The following is a 22874-nucleotide window of genomic DNA, read 5'->3' as shown; positions in this document are numbered from 1 at the left end:
CACATGGAATGAAAAAACGGCCACAGATATTTCTGCGACCGTTGTATGAAAACATCGTCATTTTTTTGTCAAGTTCTTTTGTCAGACACTGTTTCTTTGTCTGTAATGTGGGCAACTCTTACAGATATCCTTGTTGTGTTTCTTATACAGACACTTCATTTCTCCGTTGTAAATGCAGCGGTTCCGTACTTTCCTTGTGATCAGGAAAGCAATAAATGCTGCTGCCAGGATCACCGGAATGGATGTAATGACCGGATGTTCCTCAAACGCTGCAGCTGCTGCCTGGTACGCTGCCGTAATGAAACCGACAACCGCATCCTTGACCCGTTCAAACAGACTTTTTGACTGGGCCGTGCCATCCCCCTTTTCATAGGAAACCGTCACGGACATCGTATAGATAGTCTGTTCCTCGTCCGGGATTTTTTCTTCATATAAGCAGCTCCATGTTTTTCCGGAAATGGATGGGAGTGTTACGGTGCCACTATAGACTGCATCAATGTCCCTGACCAGTTTGCTTCCATACGCAGTTGCGGTACGGATATCGCTTTCTCCTTCGACCGGTTGCAGGTCGATGGAGTTGATCCGGTATGCAGACGGATTCAGATGCAGGATGGCAAGAAGATCATCTTTATAGTCCATCAGATCGGAATCCTTTGGAATTTCTTTTCCGTTTAACACCAGGATATCCGCATCGTAGCCGTGGATCGTGATATCGAACTGGAACGTGTCATCCCAATACTCTTTTTTGACTGTCTGGCTCACAAGATTCAGAGGTGCCTTTACGGTCTGGCCTGTGTCCGTGTCCTGGAATTCGATTTCTTTTTTGTCCTGAATCTGTACACCTGCCTCAACACTTTTATAGGACACTGTGGTTTCCTTGTATTCCGACCGTTCTTTTGTAGTCTGCATATTCAGCGTTTTGGATTGCAACACATAGTTAAGTCCATCTTCTCCGGTCACTTCCTGTTCCGGCATATGTTCCGCTTCGTCCCCGGTAAACACTTCGCTTTCATAGGACATGGTTCTTGGCCGCGTCGCTTCCTTGGAAACAACCAGCGGCGTCTTCCATTCCAGCACATGATAGGTTTCTCCATTGACTTCCACGGTTTCCGGGAGGTGCGCCGCGGCATTCTCGTCCGGATCATAGGTCTGGTAAGTCACTTTTGTACTAAACTGATCCGCGCCAGCTTCCACACCGTCCGTTTTTACTGCTGCGATGCCATCGTTTTCAAGTCTTGTCAAGGCGATATTTTCCAGGGTCTCACCCCCTGATTCTTTCGTTGTTTCTCCGGTTCCGTCCGTTTCCATCACCGGGGCTGGTTCCACCACAGCAGCCCTTTCAGTACCGGTCATGGGAAACGGTTCTGCCATATCTGCCCAGGCGGTTCCAGCCTGGCACCCTGCAATGAGGGTGCCGGCCAGGATGACCGCGCAGGTTCTATTTTTCAGTGTTCTGCGCATGCTTTTCTCCTTTCTTTCTTCTGGACATTGTAAATCCAATCAGGCCAAGTGCCAGCATTGCGGACAAAGTCATGAACGGGAAATAATCACCGGTCTTATCTTTTCCCGCAAACGGGTGCCAGTTGCCGTCACGGTCGAACCAGCCGTTTCCATAACCGTTGGCATCATTGTTGTAGGTTGCATCAATGAAGCCTTTCTTGCCTGGCTCCGGAAGTTTCGGTTTGTCCTTTTTGGTGTTATAGAAGGTGGTTTCACCTTCCACGCCGCTTGCCTTCACGGTAAATGTGATGTATCCATCAGAAATTTCGTATTCATCCGGTACTTTGGTTTCTCTTACTGCATATGCGCCGTACTGTCCCGGTTTGAAGCTGATCAAGCCATATTCATCGGTTGTTCCTTTGTATACAACCTTGCCGGATTCATCCGTGATCTCGAACCGTACGCCCTTGATGCTTTCTCCTGTCTCCGCATCCGCTTTCTTGATCGTCACGGTACGCGGTGTTTCGTAGTTTGCCACGTTTTCCATGCGGTTTGTGGAAGAAGTGATTTCCAGTTCGTAAACGGTTTCATTTGCCTCGTATCCGTCCGGAGCTTTGGTTTCCTTGTAAGTGTATTTTCCGGTCTTCCCGAACGATACAGCAGCGTATCCGCTCTGTCCGGTCTTCACTGTCTTGTAAACCTTTCCGTCCGCATCGTAAATGGTAAATTCCGCTCCCTCCAGGGCTTTTAAGGTCATTCCGTCATATTTATGGAAGGTAACGGTCGGCGTGGATGATTTTCCGCCGCCACCGCCGCCATGGCTGCCGCCGCCACCCGGTTTCTTATGGTCCACCATGGTTACGGTAAGGATATTGCCAGGTTTTGTGACCGGCACGGTAAATTCCATATCCGAAGAGATCTGGTATCCGCTCGGCGCCTCAATCTCATGGAAGAGGTAGGTGACGCCAGCTTCCAGTCTTTCCGTAAACTGCAGGGAACCATCCAGACTGAATTCCGGCACGGCAATTTCCCCGTTATCCTTGCGGATGATTGAGAATTTACCACCGCTTAATTCCTTGCCGTTTTCATTCGTCTTCACTACTTTGATTTCTGTCGGTTCATCGACCATGCGGATTACCTGTGTTTCCGGCGAATTGGTAACAGTAAAGGTTACAGGGTCTGCCTTATAGTAGCCGGTCGGCGCGGTATCCTCTTCCAGCGTATATGTCTTACCAACATCCAGGACGCCTTCTACGTCATGCGGGTTCCCATCGGTCTCCCATGCATCAATTACGTCACCGTTTTCTGCGCGGAGTACCAGCTTTGCACCCCTGACAGCGGTTCCATTGCGGTCTACCTTCAGGAAACGCATCTTGGTCGGCGCGTCTTTCATATGGATCGCATTGTCCGTAACCGGAATGTCTTTCTGCACGCCTTTGGCAAGTACGGTTCCATCCGGAAGTACGGCATTACCGTTTTCGTCAATGGTCACGGTTGTCTCGCCGTTTTTCAGGGTGCCGTCCGGTTTTACGGTAATGGATGTGGTATAGCCGTTTTCATCATACAGTAAGGTATTGCCGTTCTTATCCACGTAGTGAGCATCCGATACGGTACCGTCCTTTCCAACAGTAAACTCAATGTCCTCGGAGTAATTGTAACCCTTCGGCGCATTTTCCTCGTGGAAACGGTAGGTTTCCCCGGCAATCAGTTTTTCCTGTAATACATGCGGCACATCGGTGCTTCTCCATGCATCTACTGTAGTCAGTTCGCCGTTTTTGCCCACTTTCTTTAATTCACAGTAAGCACCAGGAACTTCCTGTCCGGCAAAATTCTCTTTTGTCAGTGTCACTTTGGTTCCTTCATCGCTCATCGGAACTTCCATGCTCTCGCCGTAGTGGCTGACGGTAAATTTCACATCTTCCGCAGCGGTATAACCATCCGGCGGGGTTACCTCATGCAGCCAGTAAGTATGGTCTGCTTTCAGTACCACATCCCACTCCTTCCAGATGCCTTCCATCTCAAAGGTGTCGATCAGCACTTCGCTCTTATCCTCTGACAGGATCTGGAACTTGCCACCCGTCAGGATATGGTCCGGATCGCCGACACTGTGCTTTAACAGCCAGATGATCGGGTAATCCGGCGTCTCATGTTCCGGCTTATCGCCCTGCACCGGGGTATGTGCATCATCTTCCTTATCCCCGATTCCCGGATACTCCTTGGAATCTCCTGTGGTGCCGTCCGGTTTTTCAGCCTTTACACCGTAGGTACGCGCGGTATTCAAGTAACCAAGTCCATCATCCTTTGCTGCGTTGGACAAACGTTCCGCTGCATCTTTGGTAATAACTGCCTGGAAGACAACAACCGCTTCTGCATCCGGTTCGATTCGGATCTTCGCAACCTGGTATCCGACTCCTTCGCCGTATTCCGACAGGTCTTCGCCGCGGATTTCGGAAATCTTCAAATCCTTGAAGTATTTGCTGATCTCCGGTGCATAGGCATCGGTTACATACATGGTTAACGGCATGGTGCCGGTGTTTTTGATGCGGGTCTCATAGCTTACGGCCGTGCCAGGCTTAAATCCGAATTTTCCGGTATCGCCCTTGGCAGGTGCATCTTCCACTCTTCTCTTATCCATGCTGTAGGAAGGGTATTCCTTATCCGGTTTCTGCACCGGAGTATTTGCGTCGTCTTTCTTGTCTCCAAGTTCATCCGGGTAATCTTTTTTCGTTACGGTTACTTCGGTCTTTTCATCCCCCTTGCCGTCACCGTCCTTGTCCTCGCCACTGTATTCATAATACTTACCGATGACATTGGTGGTGGTTGCAGTATTTAAGTAGCCCAGTCCGTCATCCGGTGCGGAATTGGACAGGTTCTCTTTATCCGTCAGGACGGTAGCTTTATAGGTGACCACTGCGTAAGAGCCGGCTTTCAGTGTGATATTGGCTTTGGAGCCGTTCACGCTGTTTAAGGTGCCCATGGAGCTGTTTAAGCGTCCGCTGGCCAGGCCGTAGAAACGGACTGCGTCAACTTCCGGAGTCGTGAAACGATCCAGCTCTTCGAAGGCATCGTTCACATCCATGGTCAGAGTCATGGAACCAGTATTCTTAATAGTGACGTCGTATGTTACGATATCGCCCTTAAAGAAACCGAACTTGTCCGTTCCGGTTTTCTCCGGAGCTTCCGTTACACGCTCTTTTTCCATCTCGTATTTCGGTTCCTTGCCTTCCGGTACGTGATCCGGCGGGTTCTCATCCGGCGGATTGACCACAACGATCGGTCGGTTTTTCATGGTAACGGTCTGACGGTCTCCGTTTTCATTGACGGTGAATTTCACGTCATAGCTGTAGTAGTACCCGTCAATGGTCTCTACCTCATGGAGCGTATATTCTTCGCCTGCGATCAGTTCTCCGCTTACGATGAACTCGCCGCCTGCGTCCGTTGTCCACTCCTTAACGACCTGGTTGTTTCTGTCAATGATCTGCAGCAGGACTCCGGCCAGAGGTTTCTTTGTGACAGCGTCCACCTTGCGGATATCAACATCGGTCGGTTTATCCGTCATGGCCGCTTCCACCTGCTCTCCGTAATGGCTGACGGTGAATTTTACGTCCTCGGCTTTTGAGTAGCCTGCCGGAGGAGTCACTTCATGCAGCCAGTAAGTATGGTCTGCTTTCAGTACCACATCCCATTCCTGCCAGGTGCCGTCCATGGTAAAGTTGTCGATCAGGACTTCCGATTTATCTTCGGAAAGCACCTGGAAGGTTCCGCCCGGAAGAATGTGTTCCGGATCGTCCACGCTGTCTTTTAACAGCCAGATGATCGGGTATACTTTCTTATCCGGTTCCGGTGTATCCGGTTTTTCGTCCGGTTTATCCGGCGTGCCAGGTTTATCCGGGGTCTCCGGTGTCTGTACCGGGGTGTGTGCGTCATCTTCCTTATCCGGAATCTGCGGATATTCATCTTTGCCACCTTCCGTTCCGTCCGGTTTTTCGGCAATAACATTATAGGTTCTGGCAGTATTCAGATATCCTCTTCCGTCATCCGCTTCTGTCCAGGAAAGGCGCTCCGGTGCTGTATCTGATACAGTTGCCTGATAGGTAATAACCGCTTCCTTACCCGGTTCAATACGGATTCGTGCAGTCCGCGTTCCAATGCCGTGTCCTGCAGCGGAAATATTCTCTCCTTCAATGGCAGTGATTACCGGAGTTGTAAAGTATTTGCTTACGGACGGCGCATAGGCATCCGTTACGAACATCTTTAACGGGAGATCACCGGTGTTTACGATCCGTACCTGGTAGGTAACGGTGTCTCCGCGGTGGAAGCCGAATTTATCGGTCTCTGCCTTTGGTGCTGCAGGGCTGATTCTGGTCTTGTCCATCTGGTAGGATGGATTTTCCGGTGTATCCGGTTTTTGTACCGGAGTGTTCGCATCGTCTTTTTTATCTTCCAGTTCTTTCGGGAAATCTTCTTTGGTTACGGTTACCTCGGTCTTTTCATCTCCCTTGCCATCGCCGTCATGGTCTTCCCCACTGTATTCGTAGTATTTACCGATGACGTTGGTGGTGGTTGCAGTATTTAAGTAGCCCAGTCCATCATCCGGTGCGGAATTGGACAGGTTCTCTTCATCCGTCAGCACATATGCTTCGTAGGTTACCACAGCATAGCCGCCGGTGCGGATCGTGATGTTAGCCACGGAACCGTTCATGCTGTTGATGCTGCCGCACTCCATATTCTGGCGCACGCTGCCGTTTAAGTAGAATTTCACGGCTTTCACCTGCGGGGTACTGAACAGCTCCGGCTTCTCAAATGTATCATTCACATCCATGGTCAGGTCCATGGAACCGGTATTTACAATGGTTACGTCATATTCCACACGATCTCCCTTAAAGAAACCAAATTTCTTTGTTCCTTCTTTTGCCGGGGCCGGTGTGGTGCGCTCCTTTTCCATGGTGTAATCCGGGTTCGGAGTTTCCGGTGTCGGCGGCTCTACCTTTGGATATTCATCCGGCGGTGTTACCACCTTGATCTCGCGGTTGCGCATCTGTACTGTCTGCGGTTTTCCGTCACGGTTGACGGTAAAGGTTACGTCATAGCTGTAATAATAGCCATCCACGGTTTCTTTCTCATGCAGGGTATAGGATTCTCCTGCAATCAGAGTTTCTTTTAAATCAAATGCGCCTGTTTCATCGGTTGTCCATTCGGAAACAACCGTACCATTCTTATCAATGACCTGAAGTACGGCACCTGCCAGACTCTTCCCGGTTGTGGAATCCACCTTGTCAAAGTGGATATCGGTCGATGCATCTTTCATGATGATCACGTTATCCTTGATCTGCATGTCGGATTTTACTCCGCCCGCAAGCACGGTTCCGTTTTCATCCACTGCATCACCGTTTTCGTTCACGGTAACCGGTTTACCGTCTTTTTCAAATGTGCCGTCTTCCTTCACGATGATATCGGTCTGGTATCCTTCTTTATCATACAGGAGTTTATTGCCATCTTTGTCCACGTAGTGGGCGCTTTCAATGTGTCCGTTGCGGTCAATCGTAAACTCGATGTCTTGGGAGAATCCGTATCCATCCGGGGCTTTTTCCTCATGGTAACGGTACGTTGCTCCTGCAGACAGCTTCTCTCCGATCTCGTGGTCTTTTCCTTCTTCGGAAACCCAGCGGTCGATCTGGGCGGTGGTTCCGTCCTTATTGACACGGGAAATCACGCAGAGAGCTCCCGGCAGTTCTTTTCCGGCAAAATCTTCCTTGCGTAAGGTAGTGTCAAACGGAGCATCTTTCATTTTCAGAATATTATCAGCAACTTCGATTTCTTTTTTGGCACCTTTTACAAGGATTTCCCCGTTATTTCCAACAATGTCGTCTCCCTGGCGGGTTACCTGTGCTTCCCCGTTCCAGTAAGTTTCCATGCCACTCTCATCGGTTCTTACGACGATATCGGAAGGATTACCGTCCTCATCATAAACCACGGTCTCGCCGCTTTCATTGATATAATGAGCATTTTTGACGTTACCGTCGCGGTCCAGGGTAAACGCAATGTCAAGGCAGTAGGTGTATCCATCCGGAGCGCCTTCCTCATGGAACATATAGGTTTTTTCCGGTGTCAGTTTTCCCTCAATGACATGTGGTGTTGTACCGGATACCCAGGCGTCAATCACCTCACTGTTTCCATTTTCTTTTAATTCCTTCAGTTCGCAGGACGCACCCGGGATTTCTGCACCGGCAAAGTCTTCCTTGGAGAAGGAAACAACGGTCGGCTTATCCTGCATGACAACCTTATCAATGGTTCCGTCCTCGGAAACTGTAAAAGTCACATCCTCAGAATATCCGTAGCCGTCCGGAGCCTTTTCCTCATGGAAACGGTAGGTCTTGCCGGCTTCCAGAACACCAGTGAATTTCTTCGGTTCTTTTGTAGATACCCATTCCATTGGGTTTCCGAGTTCATCGGTCAGGACATTTCCGTCCTCATCCGTGATGCGACAGGTTGCCCCTTCCAGCTCTTCACAGTCCGTCCAGTCTGTTTTAGTGAACCATACCTCTGTTTTCTTATTCAGCATGGTCACGTTCTTGACCTGGCATTTTTCGCCGAAGCTGAACTCGTACTGGTTCAGGACCATTGGCTCAGCCTTTGCAAACAGCAGGTTCTCCTTTAACGTGTAGTCTGCGTTTTTCTGGAATACCGTACGTTTGCTGGTCTCATTTCTTGTATTGGTAAACAGTACATTGGTTACGGCATTTTTTGAAGTTTTTCCTTCCGTATTGCTGCTTGCAACCGTAAATGGATCGTTCTCTGCCACAATGCGTGTTACAGCGTACTTCGTATTGTACGGCAGGTCATTGATCAAAAGGAAATCATTGCCGCTTAAGGTTACGGTAAAGTCCGTCTCTTTTCCTGCTGCACGGAATACGCCATCAGAGTAACGCGTGCGATAATCATATAATCCATCCAGTGCTTCTCCATTCTCTCCGGTCAGAGTCACATGATATGTAAACTCTGCATTCTCATTTTCCAGATGGGTGCCGGAAACAACGTTTGTCAGCACCAGTTTTGAGGTATTCTCAAACAGGCCGCTACCCTTATTGACAGCAACTACATTCAAATAAGAATAGCTTCTTTCTCCGATGAAAACCTTCTGGTTGATATAGCCGGATGCATTGTCATCGATTTCGGCAACGATGGTATAGCTGCCATCCTCTTTTTCCGTTGTTGCCTTATAGTAGCCGGATCCATCTTTTTTCAGGTCATCCGTGCTTAAATAAGTCAGTCCGTCTGCTGGAACCAGAATCACATCCTGGCCTGCGCCGTGATAGGTAATGCGGTAACGGATCTGTTTTCCCGGCTGCGCCGCCGCGTGGTTCACGCCATTCGTGCTGGTCAGACTGCGTACAACAGTCAACTCATTCGGGTCAGCCTCCAGCGGATTGGCAACGGTATAAGTGCCATTCCCGTCCGGGGTGTAGGTTACAACCGGTTTCCCGTCTGCGTCCATGACTTCCACGTTCAGCCCGGTTACTGCATCGTTCAGATCAATCTGCATCCAGTCATGATACAGTTTGGCATTGAATGTTGTGGTACTTAACCGGTCTGTTGCTCCATTGGTGTATTTTACATACTCGGATGCGCGGTAACGGTTTCCGTCCATTACATTATCGGAAGAAAGGTTTAAAACGCCGGTCTTTAATGTACCGAGGTTTTTCTCCGTGCCGTCCGTCAAATCCTCAAGCACGACATAAGTTCCGAGTACAGAATGGGTCGTAAAGGTCACGCTTTCCACGGCACCTGTATTGTCGGCAGTAAAGTCGATCATGTTCTGCTCTTTCGGATCATACCAGGTCTTGCTGATTCCGGTTCCATCCGCAGAGATCTGGAAGAACATATCATCGGCTTTCGTGTAGCCGGCCGGAGCTTCTTCCTCACGCAGGACATAAGTTCCGCCAGCGGTCAGCCCGGTGACTGCATGGGTCTTTTCGTTTTCCTTTACATTCCAGGTCCAGTCCTCTTTCATGGATTTTCCATTGCTCTTCCAGGTTCCGTTTTTCTGTACTGCTTCATAAATGACCAGTTTTGCCCCAGGAACCGCGGTACCGTCTTTAAAATCAGCTTTTGAAACTGTCAGCTGGGACTCTTCATCTGTTACGGTCAGGACACCGTCTTTGATTGCGGCATCTTTCGTGTTTACCATAATGGCCGCAGAACCGCCGTCCGCTTTCTTGGTATCCATGGTAAATTCATGGATGGTCGGGTCCAGCGTGTACCCGGCCGGAGCGCTAACCTCTGTGATCGTAAAGATATATGGGTCGAGTTTTCCATCTGCTGCAAAGCGTGCGGTATCGGTAATGTTTAACGCTGCGTTGCCGTCTGCGTCTGTGGTCATTGTACCCACTTCGATGCCACCAAGGGTTTTATTCTTCACAGAAAAAGTCGCGCCGGCCAGCGGGCTTCCTTCTTTGTTTTTCTTCACAACCTTTACGGCAACCGGGAGCGGTTTATCCACAACGCGGATTCCGGTCAGAGCATCCGCTGTGCTTAAATCCGTCACATGGATTTCCTGTACCGGCGCTGTTTCATAATATGCCGGAGCGGAAACCTCCACGAGATAATAATAGCCGTTCTTTAAGTCCGTTACCGTGTGCGGGCGGTAGTCGCCGATCTGGTCCTTCCGGATCAGTTCCGCTTTATATTCCGCTTCCGTATAAACGCCATCCTTGCCGGTTTCAAAACTTTCCGCCAGGACTGCACTGCCGGGGACTTTACCGTCTGCAAAAGCGGTTTCATAATCCGCAATCTCGGTTTCGCTGTAATAAAGGTTCATGGAAGCTCCCGGGATGACTGCGGCATGCTGCGCATCTTCCTCGCTGAGCGCGGAACCATTCTGGGTCCCGGTGTAGTATGTCTGATCTTTCTGCCCGATTTTTGCAACGGACAGCTGTTTCTCTTTATTCTCTAAGGTATATCTCTGAACGGCATCCATGTTTTCAACCGTTACCTGCTTATCGGCGGCGGTCACATAGCCGGATGGAGTTTCGGTCTCGCGGAGGATATAGTTGCCTTCCGGGATGTAATCAAAGCGGTGCATACCGTCAACCGTATCATAGGTCACCATATTGGCATATTTTCCTGTATATCCGTCGGTGTAGTTAAAACCGAAGGAAACGCCGTATGCCTGGCTGCCGGATTCATTTCCGTCATTAAGCGGATAGATACTGATGTGCATTCTGGTGCCGTTGCTGACATTCCATACCTGGTCGGACAGGGTTCTGGAGGCAGCTTCGTCCTTTTCCGCTGACATGGTTTCCTGATAGGTAAAGCTTCCTTCTTCCTGGTTTCTCTTTGCATATGCCTCACGGAATGCCTCCGGCGCATCGTCCGGCGCATTCCCTGACAGGCAGGTGATTCTTGTGCCGTCGGAAATGATCCAGATCTCCTTTTCAGCAGTGGAAGTGCCGGAGCGCACTGCTTCCCTGGTTACTTCCCAGGAAAACTGCGTCATGTCCGTATTTCCATTCTGAACCTGTTCCGTAAAACTTTCCACAAAACTTGTCTTTGCGGATTTGCCGGTGAAGAAATTCGCAATGCGTGTCCACACAGATGTGGATGTTTTCTTTTCCGTGTTGTTGGTATAATCGGAAAGATCATCCGTTTTCCATTCCGCCACGGTATTGCCGTCCTGGTCGATCAGGGACAGGCCTGCTCGGTTGGTATTCGGCATATGACGGTTCTGCATGCCGTCATAATAGAATTTTTCGATTTCCAGTCTGGTATGCTCATCGGTCATGCCGAAGATCTGCACGCCGCTTTCCCCGGTAATGGTCAGATTCTGCGGTTCCATGGTTACGTAGCCATCTGGGGTTTTAACCTCGGTTACGGTGTAGTTTCCGGCCGGGATGCCCTCTAAGAACAGCGGGGATGAGGTATCAAATTCCAGATACCAGGAACCGTTTTCTTCTTTTTTCGTAATCTCTTTATTGCCGGTTACCTTGACCCAGTCGCTGAAACTTTTCTTTGTTTTGGTATCCGCAGCTTTTAATGCAAGAACCGCACCGTTCACATGCTTAAAATACCACTGCCCCTTTGTTTCCTTTACAGTTACGGCCGCTCCAGCGTCATTCTTTTCCTGTTCGCCGTTTACATACAGATCTTTCTCGTATCCGTTTGGAGCATCCACTTTGATAAACTCCGCTTTGACAGTGGTATCGGTCATTTCTGACGTCTGTACATCCGTGCTTTCATTGACTGTCACGCCGACCGGCAACCCTTTTGCATAGCCGTCCGGAGCTTTACGCTCTTCCATGATGTAGGTGCCCTGGTTGACACGCTTTAACATGTCAGCCTGTCCGCCGGATTTGGTATCGGAATATACATCATTTCCGGTTTTCCCGTCAGCACTGATGGTGTTCTTTCCATCCGCAGTGTTTTCCACGGTATCCACTTTCTGGGTGTCAAACGGGTCATTCGGAGTATTTTCTCCGGTTGTCCATACGTTTTCCATCAGATAGGCGTCGCCGAGTCTGCGGTAAAGCAGATTATCCGTGGAATGGATGTCACCGGAACCACTCTTAAACTCACCGCCGTTTGCGTCAAAGGTCACGGTAACGGTCTCTGTTTTCCCGGTTGCTGCACGGTCGGAATACCACTGGGTATTCTCGGTTTCATCCATGCCACTTCCGTCCGCATTCTGCCAGCGCGCTACTGCTGTTTTTTTCGCGGTCAGGCGGTTCGGTTCAATCAGCCATCCGGCAAACACATGGTTTTCCCTTACCGGGACAGGAACGGTACTCTTTCCGTTTACGATATAGTTTCCGTCCATGTCGATAATGACTTTCACATCCTGCTTGTCCGAATACTGGTAATGGGTACTCTGGTCAAACGGGTTGTCATCGTCCCCGTTGTACAGTTTTTCATGGTCGTTGATCTTATAGGCATTCTCATTTTCGGTATCCAGGGAATCCTTATAGGTGTACCCGATATACTCGTCGCCATCATAATCATAGCGGTCTTCGCCCTTGACGTAGGTTTTATCGGATTTCCGGTAGTAGACCGGATGCCCGTAAATATCCAGAACCGGGTTCATGCTCTTCTCAAAAGAAGCGCCATTCAATGTTCCGGTGGTATATTCCTGCGCGGTATCCGCATTTATGGTAGCGATTCTGGTGGTCAGGATCTTCTGGAAGGTGCGGGAACCGGACTGATTGCCCTGGCTCGCACCGGAACCGTCATAAAAGACATTGACCGGCCAGACGAATAACTTGGTATTTTCCGTGCTGTCCGTATCGTTGACATCATGGATATTGTCGTGGCCTGCCTGCGGTTCGATCTTTTCCTCAATATACGCAATACCGGTCTGCGGATCTACCATGGCGTCACGGTTGCCGTCCTCGTCCAGGTGGTACATGACGGTGTCTTTTCCGACCCGGATGGTCTTATTCGGCAGGCTGTATCTGATCTCGTTAAAATCGCCGCCGACAAATTCATAGACCGGGCGTGCACTTCCAGCTTCATACGCATAAATGGAAAAATCACGCTCGTCCTTCTGATCAATGTTTACCACGTTTCCGTCTTTGTCAAAACCATACAGCGCATTCGCTTTATTGTATCGTTCCGTGCCGTATACTTCGTCCACTTTGGAAGTATTAGTCAGTCCAATGGATGTGTATTCATCATTGGAAGTCACATGAAGGTTATCCAGGCTGTAAAACAGGATCGGGGTGTCCTCGCGTTCGATGGTTTTTGCGATCCATACGCCGTCGCCGGAGTCATTGATCTCGTCCTGGTAGTTGTAGTTATCGTCCACTACTTTACCAGTACTGTCGATCTCGATCTTGCTTCCATCCTCTTTCTGAAGGACGTACATAGTCTGGTTTCCGGCATGTCCCTTATTCACGTAAACACTGGTGACGTTATTGGAACCGGAGTCGCGGACAACGGTTACGCCGGTGAAACGATCATCTTCCCCATAGTATTCCCCGTCCCTGGTTACTTCCGGATTACGGAAGATCTCCACGGCATCATACAGTGCCATTTCGGCACCGGCAACGTAGCGGTTGGCATCGTCTGCGGTTTCCAATGTCCGTGTTACATAGGCATAGCCTTCGAACACGCCTTGGGCATTATACATGATCTGCATGGTCTCATTGAGCCCCTGTGCCTTCCGGTTCATGAGATATTCCAGGGTACCCTTGAGCCATCCGTAACCCAGATAGGCATTGTTTGAAGAATAAGCCAGCTCGATGTGGTCTGCGCCGTAATCCCGCAGCAGATCTGCGGCCGCACCTTCCACACGACCGGAAATTTTATAGGTGACTGTGTTTTTCTGTGGTGCGTCCGTCTTATCCGGAGCGATGCCTTCATGGCCGCCCACTTCTGTTTTTACCTTAGATACCTGCAGGCGCGCAGGGGTATCATTGATGTATGTTCCCTCCGTGTTGATGGTATCCTGTGGTTTGTTTCCGTTCGGCGTTGTTCCGTCCGGATTGACGGGCCTTTGCGCATCCACGGCATAGGCAGTCATGCTTGGCGCGATGTTACCAAATATCAGAGCTGTGGATAACAAAAGCCCTGTCACTCGTCTGATCCCTGTTTTGAACAACATGATCGTTCCTCCTTTAATTTTGATGTCCTAATTATGGATGGAAATTCCAGGATTTTGGTATGGAAAACCGCCCGACATGTTTCCACGCCGGACGGTTTTTCTTTAATGCTTATAATTGATGTCTGTCAGTAAATTTCCTTCGTAGCGTACCGCGTCGGTCTTGCTGTACATATCGCCGTCCACGTAATAGCTGGTTTTATCGGAATATACCTCGTATGCGACCGGTTTGCTTCTGACGTAGCCCGCCGGTGCCTTGATTTCGGCCAGAACGTATACGCCTGCCCCGATCGGCTGCGGTGTTACAAAATAACCGGTATTCTGGTTTACATACTCTTTTGCATCTGCATTTTCTTCCGTTGTCACTTCCACGTCGTTCATGGTGGAGTAGACGGTCATCTGACCGGTACGGTTTCCGATTTTATCCGTCAGCATGATGCGTTCGCTCTCCACACAGATCGGAGTTCCTTTCGGAACGATACCAGTATAGGTCTCGCCGGCCCCAGTGGAGGTTTCCACGATACTTCTTCCTCTTGCTGTTGCCTTGATGTCATGGGCACCCATGGCTTTTAAGAACTCCATACTGCCTTCGATCATGGTATCCTGCAGATAGAACTTTGCATCGCCTGGTTTAAACTGTGCCAGGAACTTCTCCCGCTCCGTTGTATCCGTGATGAGTTTTGCATCTTCCTCGATCTCCTCAAAACTCTGGTAGCGGCTTCCTGCGTAGAGTGCGAAAATCGCATCATCGTGCAGAATGTATTCGCCGGTCTCGGAGTCCGTCTTGTTGATCCGCAGGAAAGTGGTGAAGAAACCATTCCGTTCATTGACATCCGCATAACCATTGAATTTGGAAGCGTCATAGGCTTTCGCGTCCGCCGGTTCTGTTACGGTCCACGGTACAAGCATCTGGGCATAGCGTCCGGAATAAGCAGTCAGCTCGCCGGTCATGGAAACCACACCGTCTTTCCACTGCATACCGGATGCATTGTTGTCATCCGTCTGTCCACCCTTGTACATGACATCATTGGCGGCACCACGGTCTTCGGATATGCCCGCGTAGAAGAAACGATCCTGCAGCACTTTCCCGTCATAGTTCGTTCCGTTTGCGGTGTCCACTCCGTCCGTACGGTCAATGGCCATATAATCGGAAGCGTTATTCCCACCGTTCTCCGCGCCAATCTTTGCGGTTCCTGCTTCGCCGCGGTGTTCCGTGTCGTAATAGTCCTTTAATGGATCAGTCTCTTCCTGGGTGTATTTCCAACCGTTATACAGGAATGAATCCCCATAATGAATGCCATCATAACCGCGTTCCCCACTGTTTAACAGGTCAATATCAAGACCGTACTTATAAATCTCGTAATCACCGTAATAGTTGTGGGCACGGATGACGTAGTGGCGTTCATCCTGTCCGGCATTCGCCGTTTCATCAGACCATTCCTCGCCGAAACGGATCATGTAATTGGCTGCCTTTGCCTGTTCTTCGGTCGGCATGGTCTCATCGTAGCTGTAATGTGCGTTGTAGTTATCCGTGGTATCATTGCTTTCTCCTGCGTCATACAGGCTCGGTACCAGGACTTCCTTCGGTTTCTCGATGCTGTAGCTTCTGTTCTCCCAGTCATTTACGGAACCGTCCCGTCTTGCAGGCTGCTGTTCCACGATTACATAGGTACCATACGGCAGATATGCGGATCTCGCGCTGTGCTCATCTCCATCATCAAAATCAATGGACAAGGTCGTTACATCGGAATCAGAACCACCGTTTTCCGCACTGTCCCACTCAACACTGTAAATGGTGTCAAGATCGTAGGTGTAGAACGGCTTTAAGTAGTTGTAGGATTTCGCAATCGCCTCAAACAAAGCGTGGTCGTAAACTTCCTCATCATATTTAATGGTTCCGTCGTTATCCGCAGAAATGTTTTCGTCGTTTCCATTATTGGTCATCAGCTTCGCAGCTTCCTGTTTTAAATACCATTTGGTTGCGAACTGACGTACCGCATCGGATGCTTCGGCATTGGCCCTTGCGTAATCGGAAGTGCTCATTACGGTTTCTGTGTTGACACCGTTATGCTCTGCCGGATACTTTTCATAATCCGCGCGGTCACCGAAGACTTTCTCACGGATCCAGCGGAACGGCTTGAAAGAGGTATCATGGTCTCCGCCCGCTGTGCCGTCCTGATCAGTACCGTCCGTATTTTCCATGGTATGTCCCGGTTCTGTGTCATCCTTCTGGTACTTCTCATAGAATGTCTCGAACCAGCGCTGCCCCGGATAGTTCGCCATGGCATTGCCCGTAAAGGTGGAATGCATGTCGTCATCCCAGATGTCGGTATTGGCTGCCTGTACGGCGTCGAAAAATTTCTCGTAGTTATATTCTTCCACATCCCTGGTTCCGGTTCCGTCTTCTACGGTATGGAGCGTGGTTTCCAGGAGTCTGGTCGGGCTGTTTGCGGCATTCTCCGTATCGTGGATACGGTCACTTTCTGCCACATCGGTATTCTTTCCGGTGTACTGGTACAGGGAAGCTCCCGTTCTTACTGTCTCGCCGGAAGCATCACCAGGGTTGCCTGCCGCATCCGTACGCTCTGATGTGGAGAATTCTTCTTTTTCGCCCATCTCATAGGAACCGCCAGTCTGCGGGTTTCCGTACTCGGCCCACACGTTGTTTGCCCTTGCGGAAGTGGTCTTTGAACCTTCCTTATGCGGAATCTCCGTGTAGATCTTCTGGACGTTGGCTGAATCCAACGCCGTACCGTTTGTCTTGTCCTTTTCCGGGAAATTCACGGTCTTTCCATTGTAGGCATCCGCATATTTCCAGGTAAAGGTGTCGTAATTTCCATCGCCGTTTGTATCCTCGTACTGCGGAGTCATGACATTGCCGTTGCGGTCCATCCAGACGATGTTTCCATCTTCATCGCGGTAGAGGCGTTCCAGGTTACTCTTTAAGTATGCCTTGAAGCGGAAGTTCGGGATATCTGTTGCGGATTCCCCGTCCACTTCGCCGCCCATCAATTTCGTCAGCCAGTCTTTTACGGTGTCGTAAAGTCCGGCATCCCTCTTTGCGGAAATGTTTTCCAAATGCACGGCGGAATAGGTATCATGTGCATACTTGATGGTTTTTGTCTCTTCCGTAGTACGCTCATGGCCGCATGTTTCACAGGTATCCCTACCGTCCTCGTTCTCGGTGCCGCAGTTTAAGCAGTACCATACGTTCTTCGGCTCTGCCAGGGTCTGGATATCCTTGAATACTTTGACTTTCTGGCGGATCGGACGCTCCTGTACCGGGATCGGGGTCTCAATAGTGCCATGCCCCGGTGTGCCGGTTCCATCCTGGAAGGTCTTATCCTGCCCCGGATAGGTCAGCTCGGCCTCAACCACGTACGTGCCTTTTTTTGCTTCCTGTTTCTTTGCATAGTCCAGATATACGGAAGCCTTGGCATTTAATGCTTCCACTTCATAAAATCCGCTGGATACCTGATCGCCCGGCTGCAGGCGTTCCTGGTCATCCCTGGAAAGCGCCTCCCAGTCATCCTGGGTCAGTATATGTTTGGTTTTCGGGCATACCGCCTTCAGTGCGATGTCCAGTGTTTTATCTGCATCGGTCTGTACGTTTCCGTAGGAATCTGTGTACGGCATGTCGATGTGGATCACATAGTTTCCGGTTGCTGCATCATAAGCGGCGTCCAGTTTGGCCCACTGGGTTTTTAATACATTGGATGTCACATCGCCGTATTTCGGTACACGTTCGGTCTCCGGAACCTTGTTGCCATCCTTATCATATACGAATTCGCCTTTCTTGTAATACTTCGGTCTGGTTGCATATTTGGTCATGATGCTTCCATCCCCGTTCACAACGGAGTCCGGTGTACACATGGCATTTAAGTAGGTGTAGGAGCTGGATGTCGCGGTCTTTAAGTTGGTGTAGTAACCGAACGCATCATCTTCGTTTCCATCCTCGGTATATTTCACATAAACATAGTACGGCTCAAAGTTTGTGTCATCCGGAACAAATTCTTTCCGTACATAGATGTCGTATCCATTGCCGTCATCCGATACGGTTGCGAATGCACCATCCGTTGTGTAGAGATCGGATGCGTACAGATAGAGATCCACACGGTCAGAATGCTCTTTGTAGCTGTCAAGTCCGCCGAAATTATACTGCGGATTGTCAATGTAGTACTGGATCAGGTTACGGATCATATCTTCCGTGGTCAGAGCCTGTCCGTTTGCCGCTTTACTAATGGTGACCTTTACGATCTGCGGACCATATGCCGTCGTCTTTGCAATTTCGCCCGGGTTTACGCCGGAAACACCGTAAATATCCACTTCGCCCTTGCGGACACCGCGGGAGTAAACGGAATAGTTTTCCGATGAAAAGGTTTTCTTGCCGTTTACATAGGTAGATGGTGTTGTGACGCTTCCGCCGCCGCGGATCGCAGTCTCCAGTTTGGCTTTCATGAGTCCCCAGTCATTGGAGCTCCATACCCTGGAAAGACGTACCTGATCCGGATAATACACAGTCCCGTCTGGATTTACTGCGGAATTTCCACGGAGGAAGTTATCAATCTTCTCCTGGCTGAAGGTTCTCTTTTTCTTCACGGCCACATTATTTGCTCCGATCGTTGCCGGAATCTTTTCGGTCAGTGTCGTATAAGTTCCATCGCCGACATAGATCGGGTCAGATGTATCGGAGGATGCTCTCTTATAAATAATGTTGCCGTTCGCATCCGTCTTATTGACTACTTCCCATCCGATCTGCTGTTTTGTTGTTTCCTGTGTGGACAGGGAATCCTGACGGTAGAATTCGGTACCCTCCGGCAGTTTGGAAACCACAATATCAAATCCACCGTTTGCCGCGGTTCCATCGGAAGTCACGTTAAAGAACGGCTCATTCTCGGCGCCGATTGCTTCCTGTCCGTTGATATAAAGGTTTCTGGATACGGAAACGGTTCCCTTTCCGTCTTCCGCGCGGTTTACTTCATAAACGGAATCTGGATTTTCCGGATCATAGTTGGTATAGGCATTTGCCTTGCCGTTTACGGACAGCTCGTATCCTTCGGAACGGGAAAGTTCCTTAATATAATACTTACCGAGAATCAGCGGTCTACCAATCCAACTGTTGCCGTTGTTCTCCTCGTTGGCGTCATACACGCGCTCCGTGCGGCCGGCGATAATGTGTTCTTCTTTGTCATCTGTGTAGTCATCCACTGTCCAGCTGGTGTCATGGAAGTCGTTGACCACTGCATGGTTTTCTTCCTCGATCGGCTTTGCATCTTCACGGAAACGGTTCTTCGGTGCGCTGTCGTACCAGGCAGTTTTTTCGATCTTACCGGTCTTGTAGTTGTACACCACTCCCGGCGCTTCTGTATAGGCCATGAAAGAACCGTCGCCGTTGCGGTCGGTTGTTGCAACTGCCACAAGATCGCCCTCTTTATAGACCGTGCCAGTCTTGCCGTCCGGATGCACAATATCTTCATCCGCAAACAGACCGTATACAGCCCCTTCCAGGGAACCGTCACCGTTTTCCTGGGCGTAGGAATCGAACTGCTCAGACTGTGCATTGTCAAGGTTCAGGTCACGTTTATTGAAGTGAATCTCACCTTCCGTACGATGGTCGTAAACGCGCCATGCGTTTCCTTCGCCGTCGCGGTCGTCACAATGGGACCAGTTATCTTCCGGTCCAAGTTCCACTGCAAAATCATCGGTCTGTGCATCGGTAAATGCTTTTTCAAATACAGACTCAAAATCTGCAGAACCGTCCGAACCGCCGTCTCCATCGCCGTCATCATCGTCATCGGATGCGAGGCTGATGCTGTCCTCTGCGGAAAGGCCACGGAAGTTCAGAATGGAAGCGAGGAAGGATTTCTTTTCCGATGTTTTGTTTTCTGCACTCTCTTCAGTCGGCGCCTGTGTTTCCGCAGATGCGAAAGTTTCTTTTTCCACAGCAACGGTTGTTTCGCTGCTTACCGATGCTTCTGTCTGTTTTTCTTTTTCGGTTTCTTTGCTTTCTGTCTCTGCTTCTGTTTCTGTTCCTTCAGCAGTTTCCGTCTCGGTTTCTGCAGATACGATCTCTTCTGTTTCTGCTGAAGTCCCTTCTGCCGCATATGCCTTGATTGTCAGCAGGTCGGAAACACCGTCTTTGATTGCTGTGCCGACATTCTCTGCTTTTCCAAACAGGTCGAGATCCGGGACGGTGATGTTGTCGTCCTCATCCTCTTCTGCTTCGGAATCCGTTGCGTTGGAAGGGGTGGCAAAGGAACCGGTCAGGAATTTGACTGCGTCGAGGATCTTCTCCTTAAAAGCACTGAAGCCGGTCTTTTCAAAACCGTAATCTTCGCGGATATACGGCTCCAGCATGTACGCACTGTTATCATCGGTTTCATCCGTATCCACCGCGAATGCGGAAGACAACAGGGAAAGCATGGTAGTGCTGCCTTCATCATCTCCACCCGCGCTGACAGGTGCATTCACGCTGTCATTGATGGTGATGAACTTGTCGTATTTCTCATCGCCGATCGCGAACGTGGAATTTGCGCCGTTCTGAGAAGAATCGGTGGTGATCGCTTCGATCAGAACATCATCCGTATGGGTGTCATGGACGATATATCCCTCTCTGGCTTTTTCCTCTTTCCATGTGTAGGTATATTTTAAGGAAATGAACTTGTCATAGGTGTCCTCAGTATCCTGCTTACAGCCGGAACCTTCATAGGACGCTTCTTTATCAAAGCATTCGGTCGGTCCGCCGTTCGGTGTGGTGTCTTCGTCTCCGCCGCTTCCGGCAATCTCGCGGATCTTGCTTTCGTCCACGCCATCACCGAGCCAGTGGAAATGAACACCGTCGCGCTCTTCTGCTTTTTCCTGGCAACCTTCATAGTAACCGATCCATTTTTTAGCTGCAGCACGGTTCTGTTCTTTTGCTGCTTTCACTTCGTCGCTGTTATCCTCTCCGGTTTCCGGATCTGATTCCAGTTCCGGAACCGCCGTGAATTTCGGCGCCGGGTGACCATCGCAGTATGTCTTTTCATAATGATAGTTCTTTGGTACATCCGTCTCGATATGGCCGTTTCCATCCGTGGTGTAGGAGTTTACTTTGCGGAAATCATCCCACAGAACCGGTGACGAGGTGTACCCGGACTGCCAGTCATTGTCCGGATATTCGCCGGACTCAGATCCTTCGTAAAGCTGAACAGCGCCGTCATTGTCTGTATTGATCTCGTCCTGATCGTCGAATTTCTCGTACAGGTTGAACACGGAACCTTCCAGCGGTTCGCCTGTCTCATAATCCTTTTTATCCAGCTGCACGTTGTAGTCGGTCTGCCAGTCTTCCTGGTGACGGAATACACAGAAATGCAGATCGGTTTCCACTGGAACTGGGTCCGTGCTTGCGCCAAGGACGAAACACGGGTAGGTGTTTGTTAATGGGAGTGAATGTATTTTAATAAATGTCTGGTGTTTATCGGTTGGTCTGCGGTTTGTCGGGCAAAGCGCACATTTATACACTTCCATGATATCCGCAGCAAAATCCAACGGAGAATCCCAGGTTGTGTCCTCAACGGATACAAACGATCCTTTTGGAATCTCAAAATAACCATAAAGTGCCGGCGCCGCTCCGCTACCGTTATAGGTTGCTTCGAAATACGGGGCCGTGTCTCCGGATGCCGGGTGTCCTTGTATGGTCCAGCTGCCGATCTGCACAGGTGTCTGATCCAGGACAGAAAGGTTCTGCCACATTTGTCCGTTCCACAATTTTAATGATGCGGCATTATTATAGAACCATTCGGACATATTGATGTAATAAGTGTTCTGGCCGGTTTTTTTGATGTTTGAGGAACCGGAATCATCGGAATCGTTAGAGTCATCCACGTCATTGTCGAGATCTTCATCCCCATCATCCCTTCCAGGCTTACTGGAAGAATCGCCGGAACTGTTTTTAATCAGGTTCTTTTTGCTATCCAGTTTACCGGTTGTGTAATATGCCGCGTTATCCTTGATAGCGAGAGCGTTTTGCTGTACCATTTCAAGGGTTACTTCCTGACCGTCCGGAACAGAAACGATGTGCTTCTGCATATCAACCGGCCACTGGGCATAACCACCCTCACCGTATTCGTCAGCTGTGTAGGATTGACGCCAGCCGGTACCCATTCGTGGCAGGAGCCAACGAGTGCCGCGATCGTTGATGTAACTTTGACCGTTTCCAGGAAACAGGTAATCGTAATCGCACAATGCTGCTAAAAGTGGATCTCTCTGAATAATCGCTTCGCCCGCTGCACCATGGCGAACGATACCAAGTTCCGTTTCGGTCAGCGGCGAAAAACTGGTTGGGATATTATCCCAATAATTATGCCTAATAGAATCTCCTACGTTTTTCTCAATCTCATTTGCCCAGAACTTTGCTTCTGCAATAGCATCATCACTTAACCCGCCAGTTCCGGTTGTTGTTGCTGCTGCGATAGCGGCCCACAAGGTTTTTAAAACAATACGTTCATCGCCATTTCCAATCGTTTCCAGTAACTTCTGCTTATTAAACTCGATCGCTTTTTTCCAGTCATCCGATCCATGCGTAAGACCTTGGGTGAGGGTTGTTACGCACACGTACTGGTCTGCTTTACAGTTAGCACCTGCATCGCTGTACAGATGATTGTCTGTACAAATACCATAATCCTTGCTGTAGGCATATGATGTTAGTGATGCAAACTGGCTGATGTCAATCGTACCGGCCGCGAGTAATACCGCAAGTAGTCCGGCAACTGGACGCTTCCAGTTCCTTTTTTTATGTTTTTGCATAGATTCTCCTTCCTTTCTTTTTTATAGGCTAATTATGGAAGGAAAACATACGAATTCG

3 protein-coding genes are annotated in these 22874 nt (G+C 49.6%); all 3 read right to left on the bottom strand.

Annotated features, from left to right (window positions below; translation table 11 throughout):
* Nucleotides 1–81: 81 nt before the first annotated feature.
* The 3 genes from GPK83_RS16245 to GPK83_RS16235 all read right to left on the bottom strand — a co-directional run bounded on the left by GPK83_RS16245 (nt 82) and on the right by GPK83_RS16235 (nt 22816).
* Nucleotides 82–1461: a hypothetical protein gene (locus GPK83_RS16245; protein ID WP_215705295.1), complete on the bottom strand. Its 1380-nt coding sequence runs from the start codon at nt 1459–1461 to the stop codon at nt 82–84.
* Complete coding sequence (locus GPK83_RS16240; RefSeq protein ID WP_215705294.1) at nt 1439–14035, bottom strand: prealbumin-like fold domain-containing protein; 12597 nt, start codon at nt 14033–14035, stop codon at nt 1439–1441. The genes GPK83_RS16245 and GPK83_RS16240 overlap by 23 nt, the downstream gene beginning before the upstream one ends.
* Before the next feature lie 102 nt (nt 14036–14137).
* Entirely contained in the window at nt 14138–22816 is an 8679-nt protein-coding gene (locus GPK83_RS16235) for a zinc ribbon domain-containing protein (RefSeq protein ID WP_215705293.1), read from the bottom strand.
* Nucleotides 22817–22874: the final 58 nt, after the last annotated feature.

Origin of the sequence: Clostridium sp. MCC328, from assembly GCF_018785465.1 — a bacterium.
GTDB lineage: Bacteria > Bacillota > Clostridia > Lachnospirales > Lachnospiraceae > Pilosibacter > Pilosibacter fragilis.
This window is presented reverse-complemented; position numbering and strand designations above follow the sequence as displayed.